General features: G+C 66.6%; 23 protein-coding genes and 2 pseudogenes. 16 read left to right on the top strand and 9 right to left on the bottom strand.

Annotated elements, in window-relative coordinates; translation table 11 throughout:
• Positions 1-881, bottom strand: an 881-nt coding sequence (locus ABEJ63_RS05650) for a transposase (protein WP_375795378.1), incomplete at its 3' end; no start/stop codon positions are given.
• A gap of 38 nt (positions 882-919) precedes the next feature.
• Between ABEJ63_RS05650 and ABEJ63_RS05645 the strand changes: the two genes are divergently transcribed.
• Both ABEJ63_RS05645 and ABEJ63_RS05640 read left to right on the top strand, forming a co-directional pair.
• Positions 920-1063, top strand: a complete 144-nt coding sequence (locus ABEJ63_RS05645; protein ID WP_375795377.1) for a hypothetical protein — start codon at positions 920-922, stop codon at positions 1061-1063.
• A gap of 69 nt (positions 1064-1132) precedes the next feature.
• Positions 1133-2211, top strand: a pseudogene (locus tag ABEJ63_RS05640) (RNA-guided endonuclease TnpB family protein); the annotation flags it as partial.
• 93 nt (positions 2212-2304) lie between these two features.
• On the opposite strand, the gene ABEJ63_RS05635 reads toward ABEJ63_RS05640, so the two are convergent.
• Positions 2305-3369 carry a cell division protein gene (locus tag ABEJ63_RS05635; protein WP_375795376.1) on the bottom strand — a complete coding sequence of 355 codons (1065 nt, stop codon included), beginning with the start codon at positions 3367-3369 and terminating at the stop codon, positions 2305-2307.
• A gap of 121 nt (positions 3370-3490) precedes the next feature.
• Positions 3491-3871 (bottom strand): hypothetical protein, encoded by a 381-nt coding sequence (locus ABEJ63_RS05630; RefSeq protein ID WP_375795375.1) that lies wholly within the window; start codon positions 3869-3871, stop codon positions 3491-3493.
• A 31-nt stretch (positions 3872-3902) separates the two neighbouring features.
• On the opposite strand from ABEJ63_RS05630, the gene ABEJ63_RS05625 reads away from it, so the two are divergent.
• Both ABEJ63_RS05625 and ABEJ63_RS05620 read left to right on the top strand, forming a co-directional pair.
• Complete coding sequence (locus ABEJ63_RS05625; RefSeq protein WP_375795374.1) at positions 3903-4397, top strand: pyridoxamine 5'-phosphate oxidase family protein; 495 nt, start codon at positions 3903-3905, stop codon at positions 4395-4397.
• An 85-nt stretch (positions 4398-4482) separates the two neighbouring features.
• A complete protein-coding gene (locus tag ABEJ63_RS05620; RefSeq protein WP_375795373.1) occupies positions 4483-4878 on the top strand; it encodes a VOC family protein in 396 nt (131 codons plus the stop codon).
• A gap of 732 nt (positions 4879-5610) precedes the next feature.
• Here ABEJ63_RS05620 and ABEJ63_RS05615 read toward each other — a convergent pair.
• Entirely contained in the window at positions 5611-6756 is a 1146-nt protein-coding gene (locus tag ABEJ63_RS05615; RefSeq protein WP_375795372.1) for a DUF3179 domain-containing protein, read from the bottom strand.
• 176 nt (positions 6757-6932) lie between these two features.
• Between ABEJ63_RS05615 and ABEJ63_RS05610 the strand changes: the two genes are divergently transcribed.
• From ABEJ63_RS05610 to ABEJ63_RS05585, 6 genes are all read left to right on the top strand, one after another.
• Positions 6933-8360, top strand: coding sequence for a lamin tail domain-containing protein (locus ABEJ63_RS05610; protein WP_375795371.1), 1428 nt, complete (start codon positions 6933-6935; stop codon positions 8358-8360).
• Positions 8357-8647: a DUF3006 domain-containing protein gene (locus ABEJ63_RS05605; RefSeq protein ID WP_375795370.1), complete on the top strand. Its 291-nt coding sequence runs from the start codon at positions 8357-8359 to the stop codon at positions 8645-8647. Before ABEJ63_RS05610 ends, ABEJ63_RS05605 begins: the two co-directional genes overlap by 4 nt.
• Before the next feature lie 103 nt (positions 8648-8750).
• Positions 8751-9176 (top strand): DUF5791 family protein, encoded by a 426-nt coding sequence (locus tag ABEJ63_RS05600; protein WP_375795369.1) that lies wholly within the window; start codon positions 8751-8753, stop codon positions 9174-9176.
• Between the two features lie 7 nt (positions 9177-9183).
• Complete coding sequence (locus ABEJ63_RS05595) at positions 9184-10071, top strand: SDR family oxidoreductase (protein WP_375795368.1); 888 nt, start codon at positions 9184-9186, stop codon at positions 10069-10071.
• A gap of 106 nt (positions 10072-10177) precedes the next feature.
• Positions 10178-10396 carry a hypothetical protein gene (locus ABEJ63_RS05590; protein WP_375795367.1) on the top strand — a complete coding sequence of 73 codons (219 nt, stop codon included), beginning with the start codon at positions 10178-10180 and terminating at the stop codon, positions 10394-10396.
• The gene (locus ABEJ63_RS05585) at positions 10350-11423 is read left to right on the top strand and encodes an aldo/keto reductase (RefSeq protein ID WP_375795366.1); all 1074 of its coding nucleotides are present in this window, start codon (positions 10350-10352) and stop codon (positions 11421-11423) included. The genes ABEJ63_RS05590 and ABEJ63_RS05585 overlap by 47 nt, the downstream gene beginning before the upstream one ends.
• A 67-nt stretch (positions 11424-11490) precedes the next feature.
• On the opposite strand, the pseudogene ABEJ63_RS05580 reads toward ABEJ63_RS05585, so the two are convergent.
• The 3 genes and pseudogenes from ABEJ63_RS05580 to ABEJ63_RS05570 all read right to left on the bottom strand — a co-directional run bounded on the left by ABEJ63_RS05580 (position 11491) and on the right by ABEJ63_RS05570 (position 15097).
• Positions 11491-12740, bottom strand: a pseudogene (locus ABEJ63_RS05580) (magnesium transporter).
• Positions 12741-12948: 208 nt separating this feature from the next.
• Positions 12949-14877, bottom strand: coding sequence for an ABC transporter ATP-binding protein (locus tag ABEJ63_RS05575; protein ID WP_375795365.1), 1929 nt, complete (start codon positions 14875-14877; stop codon positions 12949-12951).
• A gap of 52 nt (positions 14878-14929) precedes the next feature.
• On the bottom strand, positions 14930-15097 hold the full coding sequence (locus ABEJ63_RS05570; protein ID WP_375795364.1) for an HVO_0758 family zinc finger protein: 168 nt from the start codon (positions 15095-15097) through the stop codon (positions 14930-14932).
• 81 nt (positions 15098-15178) lie between these two features.
• Between ABEJ63_RS05570 and ABEJ63_RS05565 the strand changes: the two genes are divergently transcribed.
• Genes ABEJ63_RS05565 through ABEJ63_RS05550 form a run of 4 tightly spaced genes read left to right on the top strand, consistent with a single transcriptional unit; the run spans position 15179 to position 18645 of the window.
• Positions 15179-16369 (top strand): MFS transporter, encoded by a 1191-nt coding sequence (locus tag ABEJ63_RS05565; protein WP_375795363.1) that lies wholly within the window; start codon positions 15179-15181, stop codon positions 16367-16369.
• Positions 16370-16420: 51 nt separating this feature from the next.
• A complete protein-coding gene (locus tag ABEJ63_RS05560; RefSeq protein ID WP_375795362.1) occupies positions 16421-17515 on the top strand; it encodes a glycosyl transferase family 2 in 1095 nt (364 codons plus the stop codon).
• A complete protein-coding gene (locus ABEJ63_RS05555) occupies positions 17512-17976 on the top strand; it encodes a hypothetical protein (RefSeq protein ID WP_375795361.1) in 465 nt (154 codons plus the stop codon). Before ABEJ63_RS05560 ends, ABEJ63_RS05555 begins: the two co-directional genes overlap by 4 nt.
• Before the next feature lie 57 nt (positions 17977-18033).
• A complete protein-coding gene (locus ABEJ63_RS05550) occupies positions 18034-18645 on the top strand; it encodes an NUDIX hydrolase (protein WP_375795360.1) in 612 nt (203 codons plus the stop codon).
• On the opposite strand, the gene ABEJ63_RS05545 is transcribed toward ABEJ63_RS05550, so the two are convergent.
• Positions 18633-19376: a class I SAM-dependent methyltransferase gene (locus tag ABEJ63_RS05545; RefSeq protein WP_375795359.1), complete on the bottom strand. Its 744-nt coding sequence runs from the start codon at positions 19374-19376 to the stop codon at positions 18633-18635. The two genes, ABEJ63_RS05550 and ABEJ63_RS05545, sit on opposite strands and share 13 nt — an antisense overlap.
• Before the next feature lie 148 nt (positions 19377-19524).
• Here ABEJ63_RS05545 and ABEJ63_RS05540 point away from each other — a divergent pair, with 148 nt between their 5' ends.
• Both ABEJ63_RS05540 and ABEJ63_RS05535 read left to right on the top strand, forming a co-directional pair.
• Positions 19525-20301, top strand: a complete 777-nt coding sequence (locus ABEJ63_RS05540; RefSeq protein ID WP_375795358.1) for a luciferase — start codon at positions 19525-19527, stop codon at positions 20299-20301.
• A 45-nt stretch (positions 20302-20346) separates the two neighbouring features.
• A complete protein-coding gene (locus ABEJ63_RS05535; RefSeq protein ID WP_375795357.1) occupies positions 20347-21453 on the top strand; it encodes an NAD(P)/FAD-dependent oxidoreductase in 1107 nt (368 codons plus the stop codon).
• Here ABEJ63_RS05535 and ABEJ63_RS05530 read toward each other — a convergent pair whose 3' ends face one another.
• Complete coding sequence (locus ABEJ63_RS05530; RefSeq protein WP_375795356.1) at positions 21454-21930, bottom strand: Hsp20/alpha crystallin family protein; 477 nt, start codon at positions 21928-21930, stop codon at positions 21454-21456.
• Positions 21931-21993: the final 63 nt, after the last annotated feature.

Raw genomic sequence — 21993 nt, 5'->3', positions numbered from 1 at the left:
GTGAGGTCGCCCACGTACACCGTGGCAACACCCTCGTCGTACAGTCGTTCCATCAAGTCGCGGACGAGCGCGTCCTGTGCGTGGTCGCGTCGTCGCGTCCGCTTGCGATAGAGGCGTCGAATACGTCGGCTACTGTACCGGCCCTCGCGGAGTTTGGACTGCAAGCGGGCAATCTCCTCGGTGGTTTCGCGGAAGCGGGCGAACAGGTCGCGCCCCTCGTAGAGGTACTGCTGGCCGGTCGTGGTGGTACAGGCGACGAGGTTGTTCGCGCCCACGTCCAAGGCAGCCGATTCCTCGGCTAGTGGTGAATCCCGTCGAGAATCAGGCACGGTGACGGGTTGAATGGCCCTGAACGTGTCGTCCACCTCGTCGTAGTACAGTTCCAACCGGCCCTGTTCGCCCTCCCATTTCGGGTCGCCAGCGACTTCGAGGCGCAGTCGGTCGTGGTAGCCAAGCCCGTACTCGTCTTTGAGGTCTTGGCCGACCGGGATTTCGAGCCGGCTCCGCTCGCCGGTTTCGAGGGTGTACTGGTCGTTGCGGATGTACGTCCGCAACTCTCGCCCCTCATCCTCGTTGCCCCAGTAGCCGGGCGGAGCGGTGTCCTCGCCGGCCTCTTGAGCAGCGAAGAACGAGCGCCACGCCTCGCTGTTTTTGCGGATGACCTGTTGGGCGGTGGCGGAGCCAAGGACGCCGACGTACTGTGTGCGGTAGTCGGCGGTATCCCACACACTCTCGCCGTCGAAGAAGTGCTGGCGACGCTCGTAGGTGAGTTCGTTCCAGAGGCTGGCGGCGGCGTCCAACAGCTCGCGGAGCAGTTGCTCGTCCTGTGCGGAGAGCGGTCGTACTGCGAACGTGTTGGTTCGCCGCACGACAACAGACATTTGTAGTTCTACGTCGGAGTATCCTTCGGACACGGGCGATGCGACCGACCATCGACATCTCGCACACACTGAATGGGCGCGTGAAAGATTATGCCGAACAGGAGGACGTGAGCCTCAGGGAAGCCTATCGGGAGATTATCGAAGCGGGGTTGGACGCGGTGGACCATCCAGACGAGTCGTAGCGCGTGGACTGGTGGGCTATGCTGTCGCCTATGTCCACCTCTAAAGGGGTGGGCTCCCGCTCGCTACGTGTCACCGGCTACACCCTCACGTCCTACGCCAAGGACGCGCTCAAGAACTACGTCCCCCAACTCCGTTCGACGTACAACGCCGAAGAGTTGCATGATGACCACCCCGTTCGGTTCACAAACCGCGGGTGGCGTCTTGACCACTCCGTGGAACGCGAACATGAGTACTGTTGGCGCGTTCCGCAGGCCGGGCGTGGCAACGCCTTCTGGATTCCGCTCCGCATCAACCCCGCTCAGCGGGAGTTGTGGGACGGTCTGCTCGACGGAGATGTGTCGGTCGGCGAGTTCCGACTGCAAGACCATCGAACGACATGGTGTCTTCACGTCACCGTCGAGTACGAGGTTGCGGACCCAGAGGAGCCGGATAGTCCGACTCCGGTCGGGTTCGACATCGGTGAATCCAACCTCCTGACGGGCTGTGCCTGCCAGGATGATACTCCGAGCGACCTATGCTGTTCGACGGCGGTCGCGCCCGACACCTCCGCAAAGAGATGCACACCACGCTCAAACGGCTCCAAGAGCGTGACGCCGCTGAGTGGCGGGTCGATGAACGGGTCGACCACTACCAGAACGCTTTGACTGATATTGTCGAGAAGGCGTCTCGACAGGCCGTTGAGCACGCACGTCAGTTCGAGAACCCGGTTATCGTTCTCGAAAACCTGTCGTCCATCCGTGAGCATCTCGACTACGGCACGTGGATGAACCGCCGGCTCCACAACTGGGCGTTCGCTCGGTTGCAGGGGCGTATCGAGGACAAAGCCCGTGACGCCGGGATTCCGGTGCGGACGGTGAATCCGGCGTACACGTCCCAGACCTGCCACGCCTGCGGCCACATCGGGTCGCGCAGTTCGCAGGCGGCGTTCCGATGTACGAACGCCGACTGTTGGGTGACGGAGTATCAAGCAGACATCAACGCGGCGGCCAACATCGCTGGCCGCCTCGACCCGTGGGGAGAGAGCCTGTCGCTGAAACCGACGGGCGATGACTCGCCTCGGGACGGGAGTGCTTGTGACAGCACCACAGGACACCGCACGCCGAGTCCGAAACCCGGACAGACGACGCTTGCGGCGTTTCAGTCCTGAAACCTCCCTCGACGCGAGGCTTCCCTTGTAGGAAGCCCCGCCCTTTAGGGCGGGCGAGGATGTCACCCCGCTCCCCATCTTGGTCGCCCCGACTCAGAACAGCCCGTCGAGATCGTCGCTTGTCACAGACTCGGTGGCGTCCTCGCCGGTATCGCGGTCGGCGGCATCACTCGCCCGGTCGAGGAACGACTGCACGCGGTCGGACCGCTCGACGCCGCCCAGCAGGACCAGCGCCGCCAGCCGGTCGGAGTCGACCGGTGCGTCCCCGCCCCGGACCTGCATCGTCCCGGTCTCGTCGCCGAGCCACGAACGGGCGGCCTCGACACCCCGCCGGCTAATCCGCTCGGGGTCGCCAGCGACGACGAGCAGCGCGGCCGCGGCCGTCGTCGCGTCCGGTAGACTCGTCCCTGTCAATAGCGCGTTGCGCGTCGCCGACGTGATTGCGGTGACGTTCTCATCCGCCTGGTCGCTGCTCTCGGCAGAGGCGTAGCCGACGGCAGCCAGCCGACCCCCGCGGAGCGTGTTGTGAATCTCAGAGGCATCGACGACGCTCTCGGCCTCCGTCGCCGCGACCCCTTCACCGGCTGCGAGCAGTAGTCCAATCCGATCCGCGATACGCTCGTTGATGGCTGTGAATCCCTCGTCGAGCGACTCGCCAGCTGATCGCCAGGCGTCGTTGTCGACCAACAGGACGCTGTCGGCTTCGCGGGCGAGTGTCTTCAGCGACCGGCCGGCGTTCCTCTGGTACAGCGCCCCCTCGTCGTGGCCCGGGAGCACGCCCAGCGCGTAGACGGGCCGGTCATACACCTGCGAGAGCTCGCGGGCGAGAATCGGGGCGCCGCCGGAGCCGGTGCCGCCGCCAAGCCCCGCGACGACCAGGAGCGCGTCACACTCGGGGCCGACATCTACCTCCTCAACCACCTCGGCGACATCCTCGTTCATGACCCGGGCGCCGAGTTCATTATCGCCGCCGACACCGTGGCCGTTTGCGCGCGCCTCGCCCACGAGCAGCGTCTCGATGCCGAGCGGCTGGAGGTCCACCGTGGCGGTGTTGACGGCCAGCACGTCCGTCACCGCCCGCCGGCCGCGCTCGTCGGTCGCGAGGGCCTCAGCCAGCTTTCCGCCGGCCTGTCCCACACCTATCAGGGCGACCTTCATACCATCTCCATGAACGGTCTCGTATTGATTGTTCCCCCGGTCGGGGTGGCCAGCGACGCGGTTACTTGCGAGTGACCGAGCTGTTTCCCGTCAGGCGGCCCACCTATCCACTGAGCAGATGTCACGCGAGGGTGATTGGACGTACCACGACGGCGAGCGCGCGGTCCAGCGGCGTGCGGGCGTCCGCGACCGGGCGGCGGAACTGGCGGGGATGGTCGATCGGTCCGTCCCCGACGACGAGGCCGTGCGTGGGCTCATCGCCGACCAGCCCCACGCGGTCGTCAGGTCGGTTGACCGCGACGACCGGGTGTGGACCTCCTTCGTGACCGGCGAGCCGGGGTTCATCTCCGTCGTCGACGACCGGACAGTCCGGGTCGCGGCTGACCCACCGCCGGGTGACCCGCTCGCCACCCACCTCCGGGCCGGGATGCAGGCCGGCGTCCTGCTGGTCGACCCGCGGACACGGAACCGGCTCCGGCCCAACGGGACCGTCACGCCCCACGAGCCCGGGGTTCGACCTCGCGACCGAGGAGGTGTTCCCCAACTGCCCGAAGTACATCCAGCAGCGGGCCTTCGAGCGGGTCGAGACGGCCGATGCGGGCGAGCAATCGGTCGCCGACGGACTCGCGCCGGCCCACCGCGAGTGGCTCGGGTCGACGGACACGTTCTTCATCGGGAGCGTCCACCCCGAGGCCGGCGCCGACGCCTCCCACCGCGGCGGCGACCCTGGCTTCGTCGACGTCGACGGCGACACCGTCGTCTACCCCGACTATCCGGGTAACAACATGTTCTGCACGCTCGGCAACGTCCAGGCCGACGGCCGGGTCGGACTGCTCGCGGTCGACTTCGCGGACGGCCGGACGCTGCAGGCGACCGGCCGCGCGGACATCGTCTGGGACGCGGCCCGCGTGGCCGCTCACGAGGGCGCCGAGCGGCTGGTTGAGATACACGTCGACCGGACCGTCGAACTGCCGAACGGGACCCCGCTGCGCTGGTCGCTGACCGAGCGGTCGCCGTTCAACCCCTGAGCCCGGCCGTCCCGCGCCCGGCGACCGGCGGCCGCTCGACACACGACCGGCCCACGCTTTTGTGCCGACCGGGTCTGCCCCCGATATGGAGCCGGAGTCGTTCTTCCACATCGCGCTCAAGACCGACGACCTGGCCACGGCCGAGCGGTTCTACCGCGAGCGGTTCGGCGGCGAGGTAATCGACCGCGGCAGCGCCGACGAGGGCACCGGCGCGACGGCCGTCAACCACGTCGCGCTGTCGGTCGCGGACAAGCTCGTCTATATTTTCGACGAGGCGCCCTACGAGGCCGCGGGGCTCGTCGACGAGGTGCCGACGGGCTTCCTCCACTACGGGTTCGTCGTCCCGGACGTTGACGCCGCCCACGAACAGTTGGTGGAGGAGGTTCCGTTCGTGATGGCGCCGACGACGTTCGGCGACCTGCGCATCACGTTCCTGACGGACCCTGCGGGCGTCCGCGTCGAACTCATCGAGCACCTGTGATTGATCCGACGAAAATCCGTTATGGGTGATACGAACGGCGTGTCGGATACGGCGTGTGTATCTTGCTGTGGTCTGTAACTATCGAAGGTAAGAACAACCTATCACGCATCCCCTGTTGAGCGGGTCGATACAAAGGCTACTCAGGGAGTTGCCCGGATGTACAGAATGAAGCCAGCCACGGTCACGACGTACCCAATAAGCACACCGATGAACCCGGCGTCGGTAATAATGGCTGATTGTCGCAACGAGAGGAGCGGAGCAGTCCGAAGAGAGCCGACAGCGCCTAACGCGGCGAGTTGCCCGAGTCCGACGAGGACGACACCACTGGCAAGAATCCGATTGACGCGTGTACGTGTTCCAGCCGATGGGGCAGGAGTTTGCCACCTGAGATATCCGTAGAAGGCGGTAATAACTACCATTTGAAGCAGTACCGCCAGTGCACCGAGTTGAACGAACCCAGGAATCATGTGGTAGGTTCCCACCAGTTTACGATAGCAGTAACAGGTGCCTCAGAAATCAGTCTGCCGTGTGATTCTCTACTTCCTCCAGCAGGGTAGCAGTTCCGCAAGGGGTACTCAGGCGATCTGCATGCATTACCACGCTAAACCCACCCTCTGCACCGACTGATGTAGACGGTTCAACCGTCCGGATGGTCCGTGCAGATACGCGCTGTGTATTTAGCCCGACCGCCAGAACATGGCACCGACCGAGGGTTTCACCGACCTCCGCTCATCAGGCTTCAACGTCCATCCCGTACACTTCGGTCTCGGGGTAGAAATCGGCCCAGGCGCTCCAGAACAGCGCGGGGACCGGCGAGGCGCTGGCGAGTTCTCGGCCCCCGAAGCGACCCGACACCCCCTGGCCGGTCGCCCGCTCCCACCGCGTGTCGCCGCTCTTGAGGTGGGCTGGACCGTCGGCCGCGAACGTGAGCGTCCGGCCATCCACCCGACGGTCGTAGGCGACGAGCCCGCCGTCGGGCGTATGGGTCACGACGACCGGCCGGTCGCCCACCCGGTCGAGCACGACCTCTTCCTCGCGGACGACCGGGAACGGGTACGCGCGGGCGATGCCGTCGGCTGTGACGCCGACCACGAGCGTCCGGCGCGTCAGGTCGCCGTCGGCACTGTCGTAGCCGACGAGCTGGTCCTCCTGTTCGTAGTTGTACTTCGAGTCAAAGTACGGCTCTGTCGCGCCCCGGCCGCGCACCGTATTCGAGTGTGGCGGCGGCAACAGTACCCCCGTCTCGGGGTGCGTATCGCGCCACGTCCCCCACGAGGTGAACGTCGACGGGACGAGCGTCAACCGCTCGCCGGTCAGCTCACCCTGGATGGCCGTCGCGAGTAGCTGGCTCCACAGCGACCGCGTCCGCTCGTCGTAAAGGACGAGATTGTTGCGCCACAGTTTGCCGCTCACGCCAAATGTCGTCGCCTTGCCGCCCGCGGTCCGCTCGGCAACCACCGCCGAGCCACACAACGGGCAGTACGTAACCAACAGCGGCCCGCCGAACGTGTCGTTGACTATCTCGTGCCAGTCGAGGATTGCCAGTGGGTAGGCCCGCGCACGACCGTCTCGCTCGATGCCGATGACAGCGGTCTCGTCTGCGAGCCCCTGCAGTTCCGCATCTGGGGGGATATCCAGCCCGCTCCAGTCGTTGGCAAAGGCGGGATCGGTGATGGCTGCGATGCGGTCTTCCGGGATAGCGGTATAAATCTCGGCAGGGGAGACTGGCAAATCCACGCCGTTGCCGCGGCCTGGCGTCGGCGTCGCTGGGTTGTCGTCCTCGGTTGCTTCTGTGTCCCCCTGGTAGCCGGCGGTACACCCCGCCAGTCCGCCGGCCAGACCAGTCCCCGCGAGCGCGAGCAGCCGACGGCGTCGCATACTCGTTGGGAAGAGGACCGGCTGCAAAAGCCTGCGGCGGTCTGGCATCGGCAGCGCCCGGGAGAATTACCCACATCAAACAGCGCCTATTCCCCTTTAATACAGGCGGCCGGTGACGACGCGCTCCGACGGGCCCACAGAGCCATATACGCCCTCACCGTAGACGCGACCAATTCGTGTCCCCGCCTCGCTCACGGTTCGCGGTCGGCTGCTGTCTCGTGCTGGTCATCCTCGCTGGCTGTGCGGGCGGGACGACCGGCGGCTCGACAAATGATACACCCGCGGCGACAGCGTCGACGGCTACCGATACCGCCGTGAGTGCTGAGGGGACACTCGAAACCCACTTTATTAACGTCGGCCAGTCTGTGAGCACGCTCATCATCGGCCCGACTGGCGAGACGATGCTCATCGACACCGGCCACTTCACCGACGACGGCAAGTACGTCCTCCAGTATCTCCAGCGACACAACATCGACCGCATCGATTATCTCGTGACGACGCACAACGACGCCGACCACATCGGCGGAAACGCCGCCGTCATTGATTACTACGAGACTGAGGCCAACGGCATCGGCGCGGTCTATGACCCGGGAATTGCTGCCGGGACAGAGACCTACAGCGAGTATCTTGACGCCATCGAGCAGCACGACGTCACCCTGTATGAAACGCGCGAGGGCGACACTATCGCGTTCGAAGGCGTCGCCGTCCAGGTGCTCGGCCCACCGGAGCCGTACATCGAGAACGAGGCCCGTAACGAGAACAGCATCGTGCTGAAGCTCGGATTCGGCCAGACGAGCTTCCTGTTCACCGGTGACGCGGAAGACGATCAAGAGGCGTATCTCGTCGAAGAGTACGGTACGCAACTCGATGCGACCCTGATGAAGGCTGGCCACCACGGCAGTGACTCCTCGACGAGCGGCGCGCTGCTCGATGCCGCCCAGCCGAAGGCCGTCGTCATCTCGAGTGCCTACGACTCCCACTACGGCCACCCCAACGAGGCGGTTCTGAATCGGCTCGCACAGCGGGACATCCCCACCTACTGGACGGCCACGCACGGTGACACAGTGCTCGTCAGCGACGGCGAGACCGTGACAATCAAGACCCAGGCAGCGGCCCCGACCAACCCATCGCGCCTGCGCGAGGGGTCGCCGGTCGACCCCGGCACGACAACGGCTGTTTCCCCGCGGGTGACGCTCACCGGTAACGGCGTGACGGACGCAACCGCCACAGCGACACCGACGACTGTCGCCGACGGCGGGACAGCGACACCGACCGCACTCGCGGTGGCTACGGTCCACGCTGATGCTGAGGGCGACGACCGCGACAACCTCAACGACGAATACGTCACCTTCGAGAACACAGGCGACGCGCCGCTCGAGCTTGGTGGGTGGACGGTGACCGATGCGGCCGGCGCCACCTACACCTTCCCAGATGGCTTTACGCTCGGGGGCGGCGCGCAGGTGACTCTTCACACCGGGAGTGGAGATAACACTGACACGGCCCTCTACTGGGACCGCGGATCGCCGGTCTGGAACAATGACGGCGATACGGTGACGGTCACGACAGCTGAGGGGCAGCAGGTGCTGGAGGTGTCCTACTCGTGAGCCTGCCTGACGGGACGTACACAGCGGTGCTTGACCGCGTCGAAACCGACGCTGAGGGACGAGAACTGGCTGTCTTCGAGGTGCGGGGCAATGACGAGCGTGCCCAACTCGTCCGAGAGATGGCGATACTCCCGGAGGCCGGTCGGCACGTCGATGCCGTCTACGAGGTGGTAGTTGCAGACGGGGAGGCTGCCTTCGAGTACAACCCTGAGGAATCGGAGGGGGCGCAGGAACAGGCGCAGGACCGCTTCGACCGGCTGTCGACGCGCCCGCCTGACGAGGGCTGATTCCAGTCCGCTCCTCAAGCACTGTCTCGACGCCGTGTGCGTTGAGGACGTCGGCTCATAGGGAACTCGAAGGCACTTAAGCCGTGGTCGCGTACGGCGGTGCATGTTCCACGACCTCGTCTCGGAGCCTGGTACGCGGACGGGCGACGAGCTGCACGCGGCGCTGGCGGCCGAACTCCGGGCGGCAGTCGAGTCGGCGGGCGTTGAGCACGTCCGTGCGGAGACCGATCTCGATGCGGCGACGGTGGAAGCGCTCGCTGCGGGAGAGACACCCGAACTCACTCTCGAAGAGGCAGCCTCGGTGCTCGCGGTGACGGAGGGTGCGTCGGCGGGCGACATTGTCGCACTGTCGCGTGACGCCCTGATGATGGGAATGTCGCGGGCCGTCCTCGATGTGGACCTGCTGGCCGCGGAGGCGGGCGGCGACCTGGAGCCCCGCGAGATACAGTCGAAAATCGAAGGCCGGTTCCCGATGACACTCCGAGAGTTCGCCCTGTTGCACGCGACCATCCAGTCGCGAATCGAGTGATCCGTCCATGCGCATCGCCATCCTTGGCTGTGGATACGTCGGGTTCGAACTCGTCCGCCAGCTGACGCCGACGCACGAAGTGGTCGGCGTCCGGCGCTCGAACCTCGCTGCGGTCCGCGAGGCGGGCGCCGAGGCAATCGCGGCGGATGTGACAGACGCTGACGCGCTCGCCGCAGTACCGGACGTTGAGGCGGTCGTCTTCGCGGCCTCCTCGGGTGGGCGCGGCGCCGAGGCCGCCCGCGAGGTGTACGTGGAGGGGCTGCGGACGGCTATCGACGCCTTCGCCGACCGACCAGAGACCCCCGACCGGCTTGTATATACCTCTTCGACGGGTGTCTACGGCGACCACGACGGCGCGTGGGTCGACGAATCGACACCGATCGACCCGACGACGGAGAAGACGGCCGTGCTCGCGGAGGCCGAGCGAATTGCCACCGAGTACGCCGCCGAACACGGCCTCGACGGGACGGTCGCCCGCTTTGCCGGGCTTTATGGCCCGGACCGCTACCGGCTGGACCGGTACCTCGAGGGGCCGGTGACGGCAGGATATCTCAACATGATCCACCGGGACGACGCCGCGGGTGCCGTTGCCTTCCTGCTCGGTGCTGACGGCACTCCGGTCGAGTCGCCAGATGTCGTGAACATCGTTGACAACGAACCTGTCTCGAAGCACGCCTTCGCCGACTGGCTGGCGGACGCGTGCGGGGTACCGCGGCCGGCAAAGCAATCGAAACAAGAACGACTCGCCGACTCGGAGCTGTCGGCGGCCGCAGAGCGCCGCATCCTGACGAGCAAGCGCGTCTCGAACGACCTGCTGTGCGAGCTGGGCTATGAGCTGGCGTACCCAACGTTCCGTGAGGGGTACCAGGCGGCCGTCGACGCGTACTCGGACTGAGTGTGGCTACAATCACACGACGGCGGTGTCCTATAGACAGCTGACATTCCTCTATTGGCGCCTATCCATCTGCTGTCCTGCGGCTCCGGAATGATGACCCGCCGTCGTGCGGTCGTTCGCGAGACTTCGGACGTTTGTCGAGCAGCGGCCTGACCTCCCGGTCGGCGCGCTCGTCGTCGCCGACATCGTCGTCCTGCAGGACAACTTCTTCGCGACGAGGCACGCGAAGACCGCCCGAGCACCGTCGGGGTTTTGCGCCGCCCGCGTCTACGGCGGATATGGCTACCCGCGACGCGACGTGGGCCTACCGGAACCGCTTCCATGAGGCCTTCGCGCGCACGCACTTCCGCCGGTTTGGCGACGGCCTCGTCTCCTCTATTGGGCTCGGGACGTATCTCGGCGACCCGACTGACGCCGTCGACGAACAGTACCGTGAGACGGTCGAGCAGGCCCTCAAGAGCGGTGTGAACGTGCTCGACACGGCTGTCAACTACCGGTGTCAGCGCTCCGAGCGAGTCGTCGGCCAGGCGCTCGCGGCCGCTGACGTTGACCGCGAGGCGGTGCTAGTGGCGACGAAGGGAGGATTTGTCCCGTTCGATGGCTCGCAGCCGGCCGACCCAGCGGCGTACGTCCGCGAACAGTACCCCGAGTACGCCGACACCTTCATCCGCGGCAACTGCATCGCCCCCGGCTTCATCGACGCGCAGGTAGACCGCTCACTCGCCAATCTCGATGTTGACACCATCGACCTCTACTACGTCCACAACCCGGAAACACAACTCGAGACGCGAAGCCGGGAGGCGGTATACGACGACTTGGAGGCGACGTTCACGCGGCTGGAGGAGCGTGTCGCCGCCGGTGACATCCGCCACTACGGGGTGGCGACATGGGAGGCGTTCCGCGTCCCCGCCGACCACCCTTCATACCTCTCTTTGCCGGAGGTGGTCCGGCGGGCGCGAGCTGCCTCTGACGCGGCGGGGACCACCTCAACCGGGCTGCGTGCGGTGCAACTCCCGTTCAACGTTGAGATGGCCGATGCGTTCACTGTGCAGAGCCACTCCGGCCCCGACGGTCACCAGAGCGCGCTCTGGTTCGCACAGGAGGCTGGCCTCGACGTGTTCACGAGCGCCTCGCTCATGCAGGGGCAGCTCACCGCAGGGCTACCAGATGCGGTCGCAGCCCGACTCGAGGGGGATACCCCTGCCCAGCGGGCCATCAATTTCGCGCGCTCGGCCCCGGGCGTCACCTCTTCGCTCGTGGGGACGACCTCGCCGGCACACCTCACAGAGAACGTCGATGCCGGTCGGTTCGAGCCGCTTGGTGCGGACGCGTTCGACGCCGTCTTCGAATGACGCCGAGTGAGTGGACGCCTACTCCTGTTTGAGCGGGTATGTGATAACACGCCCGCAGAGTCACCGCTCAGATGCCAAGCACTACCTTCGACAGCCCGAGGAAATGAAGAATCCGAGCACGTCCGTCGCCGTCGTAATGAAGATGGTCGCGGAGGTGGCGGGATCCTTGCCGGCCTTGCTCAGGATGAGCGGAATAATCGTCCCGAAGAACCCCGCGATGACGAGGTTCAGCACCATCGAAACGCCCAGCACCAACCCAAGCAGCGGGCTTTGATTGAACACGGCGGCGATGGCCGCCACCAGCGCGCCGGTGATGGCGCCGTTGACGGCGCCCGCAACCACCTCGTTGGCGATGACCCGGCCTCCCGTCGCAAGCGAGACTTGTCCGAGTGCAATGCCACGAACCGTCACCGCCATCGACTGCGTGCTGGCGTTGCCGCCCATTCCCGCGACGACAGGCATGTACACCGCCAGCAGCGTGAATGCCGCGATGGTGGCCTCGAAGAGGCCGACGACTGCCGCCGCGAGAAAGGCCGTTCCGAGGTTGATAATGAGCCAACGGTATCGGCTCCGCACCTTCGCCAGCGGGCCGTCGAGGACGCTCTCCTCCTCCTCCTGGACGCCAGTGAACTCGTAGAGCGTCTCGCCGGCCTCCTCCTCGAGCACCGCGATGAGGTCCGCGGCGTACACCACGCCCAGGATGCTGCCGTCGTCGTCGAGCACCGCCACGTCGCTCTCGGGGTTCGCGCGGAACAGGTCGGCGACGTCGCTGTCGGGGCTGTCGTACCGGACGGTCGGCACCGGCCGGACGTGCTCGCCGACCGGACCCTCGTCGTCGGCCGTCGCCAGCGTCGCCTCGGGCACTTCCCCCAGCAGCGTGTCGTCATCCGTCACGAAGACGGTCGGGTAGCAGCCGGTGCGCTCCTCGTGACGCCGCACCCGGTCGGTGGCCGCCGCGACGCTCCGGTCGGGATCGACGGTGACGTAGCTGAGCTGCATCAGGCCAGCCGCGCTCTCGGGGCTGAAGCCGAGCAGGAACTCAACCTTCTCGCGGCGGTCGGCGTCGAGCCGGTCGAGCACTGCCGCGCGGGTCGGCTCGTCAGCCAGCCCGAGCACGTCCGTCGCCTCGTCTGGGTCAAGCCAGCGGACGAACCCATGGAGCTCGTCGGCGGCCATCTCGGCGACGAGCCGGCGCTGGACCGGCTCGGGCACCCCGAAGAACACCTGCCGTCGGTCCGACGGCGACAGCGAGCGGAACTCCGCAGCCGGCGTCGGTGACGCGGCGACCTGCTGGTGGTCCGGTGCGGTCGTGGTTATACCTCCCCTGCCCGCGGCCGCCGGTTAAGACGTCGGTCACCGGCCGACGCGACCTCGAGCCGGCCGTGTGAACAGGATACACGGCCGGCGTCGGCTTTTGTCCGTCTGGGCCCGCGTTCCAGTGGAGGCGGCGTGCCGTCTCCCGGGCCTCCCCCGCTTCCCCTTGGCAGTGCGGTGGCCGCGGCCGCCGCAGCTCTCCCTCTTCCCGTCAGTCAGTCGCCGGCGGGTCGCGTGGTCGGTCGACGAACCCCTCGGGCAGCCTGTCGGTCTCGCCCAGTTGGACGCGCCAGAGGTTGGCGTATAGTCCGTCGGCCTCAAGCAGCTCCTCGTGGCGTCCCTGCTCGATGATGCGGCCGTCGTCGAACACGAGGATGGTGTCGGCGTCCCGGACGGTCGAGAGCCGGTGGGCGACGGCGAAGGTAGTCCGGTCGGCTGTCAGCTCTGCGAGCTGCTCCTGGATGACCGCCTCCGTCTCGTTGTCGACGTGGCTGGTCGCCTCGTCGAGCACGAGCACGTCCGGGTCGTGGAGGACGGCCCGCGCGAGCGCGAGTCGCTGGCGCTGGCCGCCCGATAGCTTCACGCCCCGCTCGCCGACCATCGTATCGTACCCATCGCCGAGCCCAGTCACGAACTCGTGGGCGCCGGCTCGCTTGGCCGCGGCGACGATCGCCGCGTGAGTGGCGTCGGGCCGGCCGTAGGCGATGTTCTCGCGGACGGTGCCGTGAAACATATACGGCTCCTGTGCGACGTAGCCCACCGACTCTCGGAGGCTGCGCAGCGTGATATCTCGGAGGTCTGTCCCGTCGATTTGGACGGTCCCCGAATCGGGATCGTAGAAGCGGAGCAGTAGCTTCATCGTCGTCGACTTCCCCGCGCCAGTTGGCCCGACTAGCCCGACGTAGTCGCCGGGCTCTGCCGTAAACGAGACATCCTCAAGCACCTGCTCACTCACGTCGCCGTCCTCACGGTAGGCGAAGGAGACGTCCTCGAAGGTCACATGCCCCTCGACATTCGACAGGGCACGCGCGTCGGCAGCGTCGCGCACCCCTGGGGCGGCGTCGAGCAGGTCGACGATGCGCTCGGCGGCGGCTTCGGCGTACTGGTAGCCGTTGACAATCTCGCCCATCCGTCGCATCGGGTGGACGAACCGGCGGGTGTAGTTGAGAAACAGAACGAGCGTCCCCGCGGTAAGCGTCGCGTCGCCGGCCGCGAAGAACGGGTGGGGTGGCGTCCCGGTGACGACCCACCAACCGCCGATGAGGAAGACGGCCACGTAGGCGGAGGCGGTGATAGCCTGTAGTGTCGGAAAGAACTTGACGCGGGTGGTGATAGCGTCCCACTGGGCGTCGAAGTACGATTGCGAGGCCGACCGGACTCGATCGGTCTCGAACGGCTCGGTTGCGAACGCCTTCACCGTCTCAATACCGCCGACGTTGTTTTCGAGGCGGGCGTTAAGTCGCCCAACCGACGAGCGCACCGTCTGGTACTTCGGATGGATTACCTGCACGAACCAGTAACTCGCGTACGCCAGTACAGGGACGGCGATGACGGCCACCAGCGCCAGCCGGAAGTTGACCAGCAGCATCACTGCGCCCATCCCGCCCACGCGGAATACGATAGTTACAAGCTGGCTCAGGTTTGTTGTCAGGAACTCCTCAAGCTGATTGACATCGTTATTGAGGACAGACATCACCTCGCCGGTCTGGCGGTCGTCGAAGAAGCTCACCTCGCGCCGCTGGAGTGCGTCATATGTATCCACCCGAACGGCGTGTTGGAATCGCTGGGCGAACCGGTTCCACGCGAAGCTATTGAGCCAGCCGAACAGCGAGTTGCAGGCGTACGCAACGGCGATAATGGTCGCCGCAAGTAGGAACTGTGCGCCCTCACTTGCGGGGACCCACGCGTCCGGGACCGCAGGCAGCCCGAAGGCCCGCGTGTCGAAAAAGAGGGCGTCAATGGCGACCGCGAGAACAAACGACGGCACCAGTTCCATCCCCATCCGCAGGATCCCGGCGACGGCGCCGACGGCGAATTCGCCGACGCCGTCGCGTCCATACTCGCGAAGCAGCCGCGGCACCACCGTCTCTGTGTCCGCCCGTACTGTTGCGAGCGCGTCGTCGGCAGTGTCGCCGCTCACCGACCTACCTCGCGCTCACGGGCGGCTCGATGGGTTGTGACAACCCGCCGGATCACAGCTGTTTGTACTCGCGGCCGCACTCCGGGCAGGCGCGTACCTTTCCCACCTCGTCGGGATTGTCGCGCGTCGCGAGGTCCTCCTCGCAGTGGGCGCAGAGAAGCCGCTCGTAGGTGTCTTTCTCGATATCGCCGGCCCGCAGTCCCCGCCGAACACTGTCCATACGCGGGCTAATACCCCCGGGCTGTTAAAGCTCGGCGGCCCGTTCCGACACGTTATAATTCGCCCGCGTGGAACAGGGGGCGTGTCCCGTCGTCGGCTCTTCGCGTCGCTGTGCTCGATGGTGTTTCTCGTCAACCTGGCACGGGTCGTGTTCGCACCCCTCATTGAGCCGATCGCCACGACCCTGGCGGTGACGCCTGGTTCACTTGGAATCGTCGTCACAGCCACGTGGCTGGGGAGCGCGCTGCCGCGTGTCCCCACCGGCTGGCTGCTCACCCGGGTGGCCCGTCACCACGTCGTCGCGGGCGCCGGCTGCGTGCTAACGGCTGCGGCGGCGCTGGCGTCCGCCGCGCCGAGCGTGCCGACCCTCGCGGTCGGCGCATTCCTAATGGGGCTCGCTTCGGGCGTCTACTTCATCGCCGCGAACCCGCTTGTCTCCGAGCTGTTTCCCGACGCCGTCGGTCGCGCGCTGGGCATCCACGGGATGGCTTCCCAGGTGGCTGCCGCCGGTGCCTCCATCATCGTCATCGGCGTCGTCGCCGTGTTCGGCCACTGGCGGGTGACGTTCCTCGTTATCGCGCTTGCGGCCGCGCTCGCGACCATCGGTCTCGTGCTCGTGGCGCGCCGGACTGAGCTGCCTGATGCGGGCAGCGCTGACCGTAATCTGCTGGCGGCCGCCCGCGCACAACTGCCTATCATCATTACGGGTGTGTTCGTCACCGGTAGCGTCGGTTTCGTCTGGAACGGTCTGTTCAATTACTTTCCAACGTACATGCTGACGAAGGGGCTCGACCAGTCAACTGCCCAACTGATGCTGTCGGTGGTATTTGTCGCCGGCATCCCTGCCTTTCTCTTCGGTGGTCGACTGGCCGACCGGCTGTCTAATGTGCCGCTCATCCTCGGCGTCGTTGGAGGGTTCGTCATCTGTCTGTTCGTCCTGCCTCATGTGACCGGATTGTGGCCGCTCGGCGTCGCGAGCGTCCTGCTGGGCTACATCGTCCATTCGCTGTTTCCTGTGATGGACACCTACCTGCTAGGGTCGCTGCCGGACCACCACCGCGCGTCGGCGTACACTGCCTACTCGGCCACGATGATGCTGCCGCAGGCGATGGGTGGTGTCGTCGTCGGCACGCTTACCGACGCTGGCGTGCCGTTCGACACACTGTACACCGGATTCGGCACGGCGCTGACTGCCGTCTTCGTTGGCCTGGTTGCGCTCCACGCTGCTGGCCGACTCCCGGTAGGCAACGTCCAGCCGGAGCGAGCCACCTGACTCTAACCGGTGTGGTAACCCCTATACGCGTCCCGGCCGAGGCACTCGGTGATGGAGTACGTTCAGGAGCGGGTGGCTACCCTCCACGACTTCGACGGCGCGGCGCCGGACGCGCCGACAGACAGGACGGCCGTTGTCGTGCCGATGACGGAACGCGATCACGCCTCGCTAGCCGCTGAGCGGGTGCTCTCGACGCTCGCCGACGTGTCGCCCGACCGCGTGGTGGTGCCGCTGCGCGCCGACGAGGCGGCTGCCCCCGCGGTGGCCGATTGGCTCGACGGGTTTGATCTACCCGTTGAACCCGTGTGGTGTGATGGCCCCCGGCTGACGGACCTGCTGGCGGAGGCGGGACTCGACGGCCCCCGTGGCAAGGGCCGTGATGTCTGGCTGGCGCTCGGTATCGCCGCCCAGTCGCCGTATGTCGCGGTCCACGACGCCGATGCCACCTCCTACGGGCCGACGCACGTACCACGGCTGCTCTTCCCGCTGGCGCATGGCTATCAGTTCTCGAAGGGGTACTATGCTCGCGTGGAGAACGGCCACCTGTACGGCCGATTGTTCCGCTTGCTCTATCGGCCGCTGGTACGCGCGCTTGCGGACGGTCACCCCGACGCTGCTATTCTGCGGTATCTGGAGGCATTCCGCTACGCCCTATCGGGAGAGTTCGCTGCCACAGGGCAGGTAGTGCGGTCTCTGTGTGTCCAGCGCGGGTGGGGACTGGAGGTCGGCACGCTTGGGGACGCCTACGCCGCGGCCGGTTTCGACGGATCCGCGCAGGTCGACCTCGGCCGTCATGAGCACGACCACCGGGCCGTCTCCGGCCCGGCGGGGTTGTCGACGATGAGTCAGGAGGTGACCGCGGCGCTGTTGCGGGCGGTCACCGAACACGGACCGACCATCGACTATGAGACACTGCCGAGCCGGTACCGCGCGGCCGCCCAGGCGCTCGTGGATGCCTATGCGGCCGACGCGGCATTCAACGGCCTTGCGTACGACCGCGAGGCCGAACTCGCACAGGTAGAGGAGTATGCAGACTCCGTCGTAGCTCCTGGCACAGATACGCGGCTTCCGGCCTGGGAGTCGGCGCCACTGGAGCCGGCAGCCGTCCGGGAAGCTGCTGCGCGGGACTTGGAGGCAGTTCGGTGACGCTCTCGCCGGATGAGGTAGCCGGTGTGGTCGACCTGTTCGGTGCGCTTACACACGCGGAACTCGCGACTGCGCTTGAGGAACTCGGCTACCGACGCGACGAACCTATCCCTGACTCGGACGTGCGGGCAGCCGTCGACGCGTACGCGCTTGTCGCCTACGAACCTGTGGATGCGGCGGGCGAGCGGCTGGCGGTCGGCCCGGCCGCGTTCCCCACACTCCCTGAGGGTGCCGAGGACCTCCCGCACATCCTCGATGTCGACGCGCGGGCGCCCAACCGGGCGGCGCTTGCGACGGCTGCCGAGCGGCAGTTCCGTGCGGACGTGGCCCGCGCCGTTGACGCTGGCGACGCCGAGCGCATCCGCCGACTCTTGGACGTGAGCTATGATCTTGAAGCATGGGGCGACGTCAATCTTGCGGCACTGCGAGACAGACTGGATGAGGCGCTCGCGACAGACTGACGCGGCCGCTGGACCGTGGGCGGTCGACTTATGGGCCGTCCCCGCGTCCGCAGTGGTATGGATGTAGACCTCGCGCTCGAGGCAGTTGCGGCCCACGATCCGGCTGTGGTGACCGGTGAAGAGCGCGAGGCGGCGGTCATCGTACCGGTCGTTGAATACGAGGGGCGCGTCCATCTGCTGTTCATCAAGCGCGCAGATCACCTCGGCGAGCACGCCGGCCAGATGTCCTTCCCTGGCGGCGGTCGCGAGCCCTCTGACCCGGACTTGCTGGCGACGGCCCTCCGGGAAGCCAGCGAGGAGGTAGGAATGGACACCGACCGGGTAGAGGTGCTGGGCCGGCTTGACGACATCTCGACGGTCACACGGTATGCTGTCCGGCCATTCGTGGCGCGGGTTCCACAGCAGGAGTGGGTACCCGACGAGCGCGAGGTGGCCGAGGTGGTGCTCCTCCCGATTGACGGGCTGACCGATCTCGCCAACTACGAGAGCGAGCGGCGCGATCACCCTCACTACGGGGAGATACGGCTTCACTTCTTCCGCGTGAACGGTTACACCGTTTGGGGTGCGACGGGGCGGATGCTCGTTCAGTTTCTCGAGTTAACGACCGACTGGTCGCCGCCCGAAGAGGTTGACCGCGTTGTCGACCCGGACGCCGACTACCCAGTCTGACCGACGGGGTCGTCGGCCTGCGCCTGTAGGACGAGCAGTTCTGGCCGCTCAAGCGCTCGCTCGTACCGCTCCGGAGCGTGTTCGCGGAGTTGTGCCGGCGGTTCCGGCTCCCGCACCGCAGTCAGCCGCCAGCCGGTCGTCGCAACCGACTCTAACAGCCTCCCGGTCGGCCGGTAATACGTCGGGAGGTCGACTGTGCTCCAGTCGCTCGTCGTTGCTGTCGGCGAGGCATACCGGTCGATGTCGTGCTGCTCGGCGAGATACCGGGGGTGGATTGTCGTCACGACGAGTGTTGCTTCCAGTCGAGCCGCTTCCCGAAGTGCCGCGAATACCGCCGCCAATGATGGCACGTGGCTCACTACGAGGTGAGAAACCACGAGATCAACCGGCTCTTCAAGCAGGGTGGAGGCGTTTGCGAGTCGGCCGTGGTGGAACGTCGCCGATGGATGTCGCTCGCGGGCGACTGCCAGTGCGCCGGCGGAGATATCGACACCGACCACCGCAGCATCTCGTTCAAGAAACCACTCAACAGTATCGCCACGGCCACACCCAGCCAAGAGCACTCGGTCGTTTGCGGGGTCAGGGACCAGCTGTGTCGTCGCCGGCCAGGTGAACGTCTGCTGATAGACGCCCGTCGCCCACGGCGTCGCGAGACTCTCCGTGTCGGTCCAGTCGGTCAACGCGTCGTACCCGGACGCAATATCGGGGAGGTCGGGGGGGTTGTCGGGCAACGTGTGGCTGTTGGGACGCGACGGCCTTGTGTCCCAGCCTGTCGCGGCAAGCCTCGCGGCAAGCGATGACAGTTACGTGCGGCGCCCGTAGCACAGATGTGACACGACAGCCGCAGACGCTCGCTTGCCGACCCGTGGAGGTGGCGGCGTGCTGACCGACGAGTCGCCGGTTGCCCGCGCGGGACTAGACGGCGTCGCGGTGAAGCCGCTGGAACACGATCTCGCCGCGGCAGCAGACCTGGCGACGGACCTGCTGGTCGTAGACTACGAAGGTCGCGACGCCTTTCCGGACGCTGACCGGCTCCGATCACTGACGGTCGATCGCCGGGTCGCGGTGACGACGCCGGTCCGTGCGGACGGCTTCGACCCATTGGATGATACCTCGCTGCTCCCGTTGCCCGAGGGGGTTGAGCGCGTGCTCGTCGCCGGCAACCCGGCGTACCTCACCGACGCCGAGCGCGATCGGGCGGTCGCTCCGCGGTTGGGTGCGGCCCGCGAGACGGCACCCGAGGCATGGGTCGGCACCGAGGGTATCGAGCGTATCGCATTGGCGGCCGGCGGCACCCAGTACGAACTGCTGGGCCGCCACACTGCCCGCGAGGTGCGCGCGCTTCGGGCGGCCGGCTTCGAGGGTCACCTCGCGTTATACGCACCGGTCGTACTCACGAACGACGAGGACGCTGTGCTGGACGCTGTCGGCGGCTACGCTGCCCGCCGCGGACCGGTGCGGCGTGCGCTCCCGGACAACGCGGCGACGGACGCGAGCGCGACGGGCCGGGCCCGCGAGGTGCTCACGCAGGCCGTCCACGACTTCGCGCTCGCGGGCGAGACCGAGACGGTCGCCGACCGGATTGAGAATCTCCGCGAAGCGGGCGTCGACACCATCGTCGGCTACCCAGCCCGCGGACTTGCTGACTTCCGCTGAACCAACACCGGCACGCCGAAGTGCCGTCACCAGCAGAGGAACGATATGGACGTGGCAGTCGTCGGCGGCGGTGCGGTCGGGGTGACGGTCGCGCACGACCTTGCGGACACAGCCGACGTGACGCTGTACGAGGCTGAAACGCTCGCGGCAGGCGCGAGCGGCCGGGCGGCCGGCATCTGTTATGACGCGTTCTCCGACCGCCGAGATGCTGCTCTCGGCGAGCGGGCGCTTGCACGGTTCCGCGAGCTCTCTGGCGGCGGTGGGTTCGCATTCACGGACTGCCCATACGTGTGGCTGGCCCGTGCTGGCGACGATCGGGTCGCCCGCGAGATACGCGAGGGGGCCGAGCGGATGCGCGAGCACGGCCGTGCAGTGACGGTGCTTGAACTCGAGGCACTGGCCGAGCGGTTTCCCCGGCTACCGACAGGGAACGTTGCTGTCGCGGCCATCGCAGAGTCGGCCGGCTACGCCGACCCCGAAGCGTATACACAGACCATGGGGCTGCTGGCCCGGACGCGCGGTGCTACCATCGCGGAGGAAACGCCTGCTCGGCTGACATCCGATGGCGCTGTCGAGACGGCTGACGGCCGCCACGAGGCCGATGCCGTTGTCGTCGCTGCGGGCGCTCATACACGAGATATCGTCGCGGCCGTCGGGGCTCTCCCGGTGAAGCCGTATCGCGTGCAGGCGCTCGTGACCGACTCGGTTGATCTCGCCCCGCCGATGCTGTTCGACGCGACGAACGGGTTCTATCTCCGGCCGCACGGTGACGGGGTCCTGGTTGGCGACGGGACCCAGCCGGTGGAGCAGGACCCTGACGACTGGGACCCCGAAGCAGATACCGAGTTCCGCGAGGCCTGCATCGAGTACCAGGAGCAAGCCCTCGGTTGGTCGTGGCCAGAGACGCGCTCGTGGGCGGGGCTGTGTACTGCGACGCCGGACGGCGACCCATTGGTCGGTGAGCTCGCGGATGGCGTCTACGTGGCGACCGGCTGGCAGGGCCATGGATTCATGCGCGCTCCAGCCGTCGCTGAGCGGTTGGCGGCGCAGGTACTCGGCGAGGATGGACCGATATCAGGCTTCGAGCCGTCGCGGTTCGACGGCGATGAGGCGTTCGAGATTGTCGAGGGGATGCGTGTCGAGGGTCGGTAGTTACTCGGCGTCGTCGGTCTCTCCTGGCTCCGCCGGCGCGTCGTCTGTCTCGTGTGTCTGGGCGTCGTGGTCCGTCGTGTCTTGGTCGCCCGTGCCAGCACGGACTTTCGGAATTTCGACGTGAAGGGTTCCTGTCTCGGTGAGCGTTGCCTCTGCCGCCTCTGGGTCGACGGCCGCGCCTTCCGGAAGATCAACCGACCCCTCAAGCGTCAGCCCGCGGCCGGGGAACACCATCTCGAACTCTTCGTGTAGCCCTCGAAACCGATCAAGCCGCACGTGAACTGCCCCTTCCTCGAAGCGTACCTGCACATCATCCATCTCGACGCCCGGAGCATCGAAGACGGCGAGGTAGGCGTCGTCGCTTTCCAGCAGGTCGGCGGCGAGCGGCCGCTCCTCCTGGACGCGCGCGGACACCTTCCCGGCCCCTTCGAGGAGACGCTTACCGACCGATTCTCCGAACTCGCGGATATCGCTCATACGAGTGCTTCGCCCGGCATGCTCAAAGCGGTTGCGCCCTGCCCCGCACTTACGGAAGTACGA

Origin of the sequence: Halosegnis sp., from assembly GCF_042216475.1 — an archaeon.
Classification (GTDB): Archaea; Halobacteriota; Halobacteria; order Halobacteriales; family Haloarculaceae; genus Halosegnis.
This window is presented reverse-complemented; position numbering and strand designations above follow the sequence as displayed.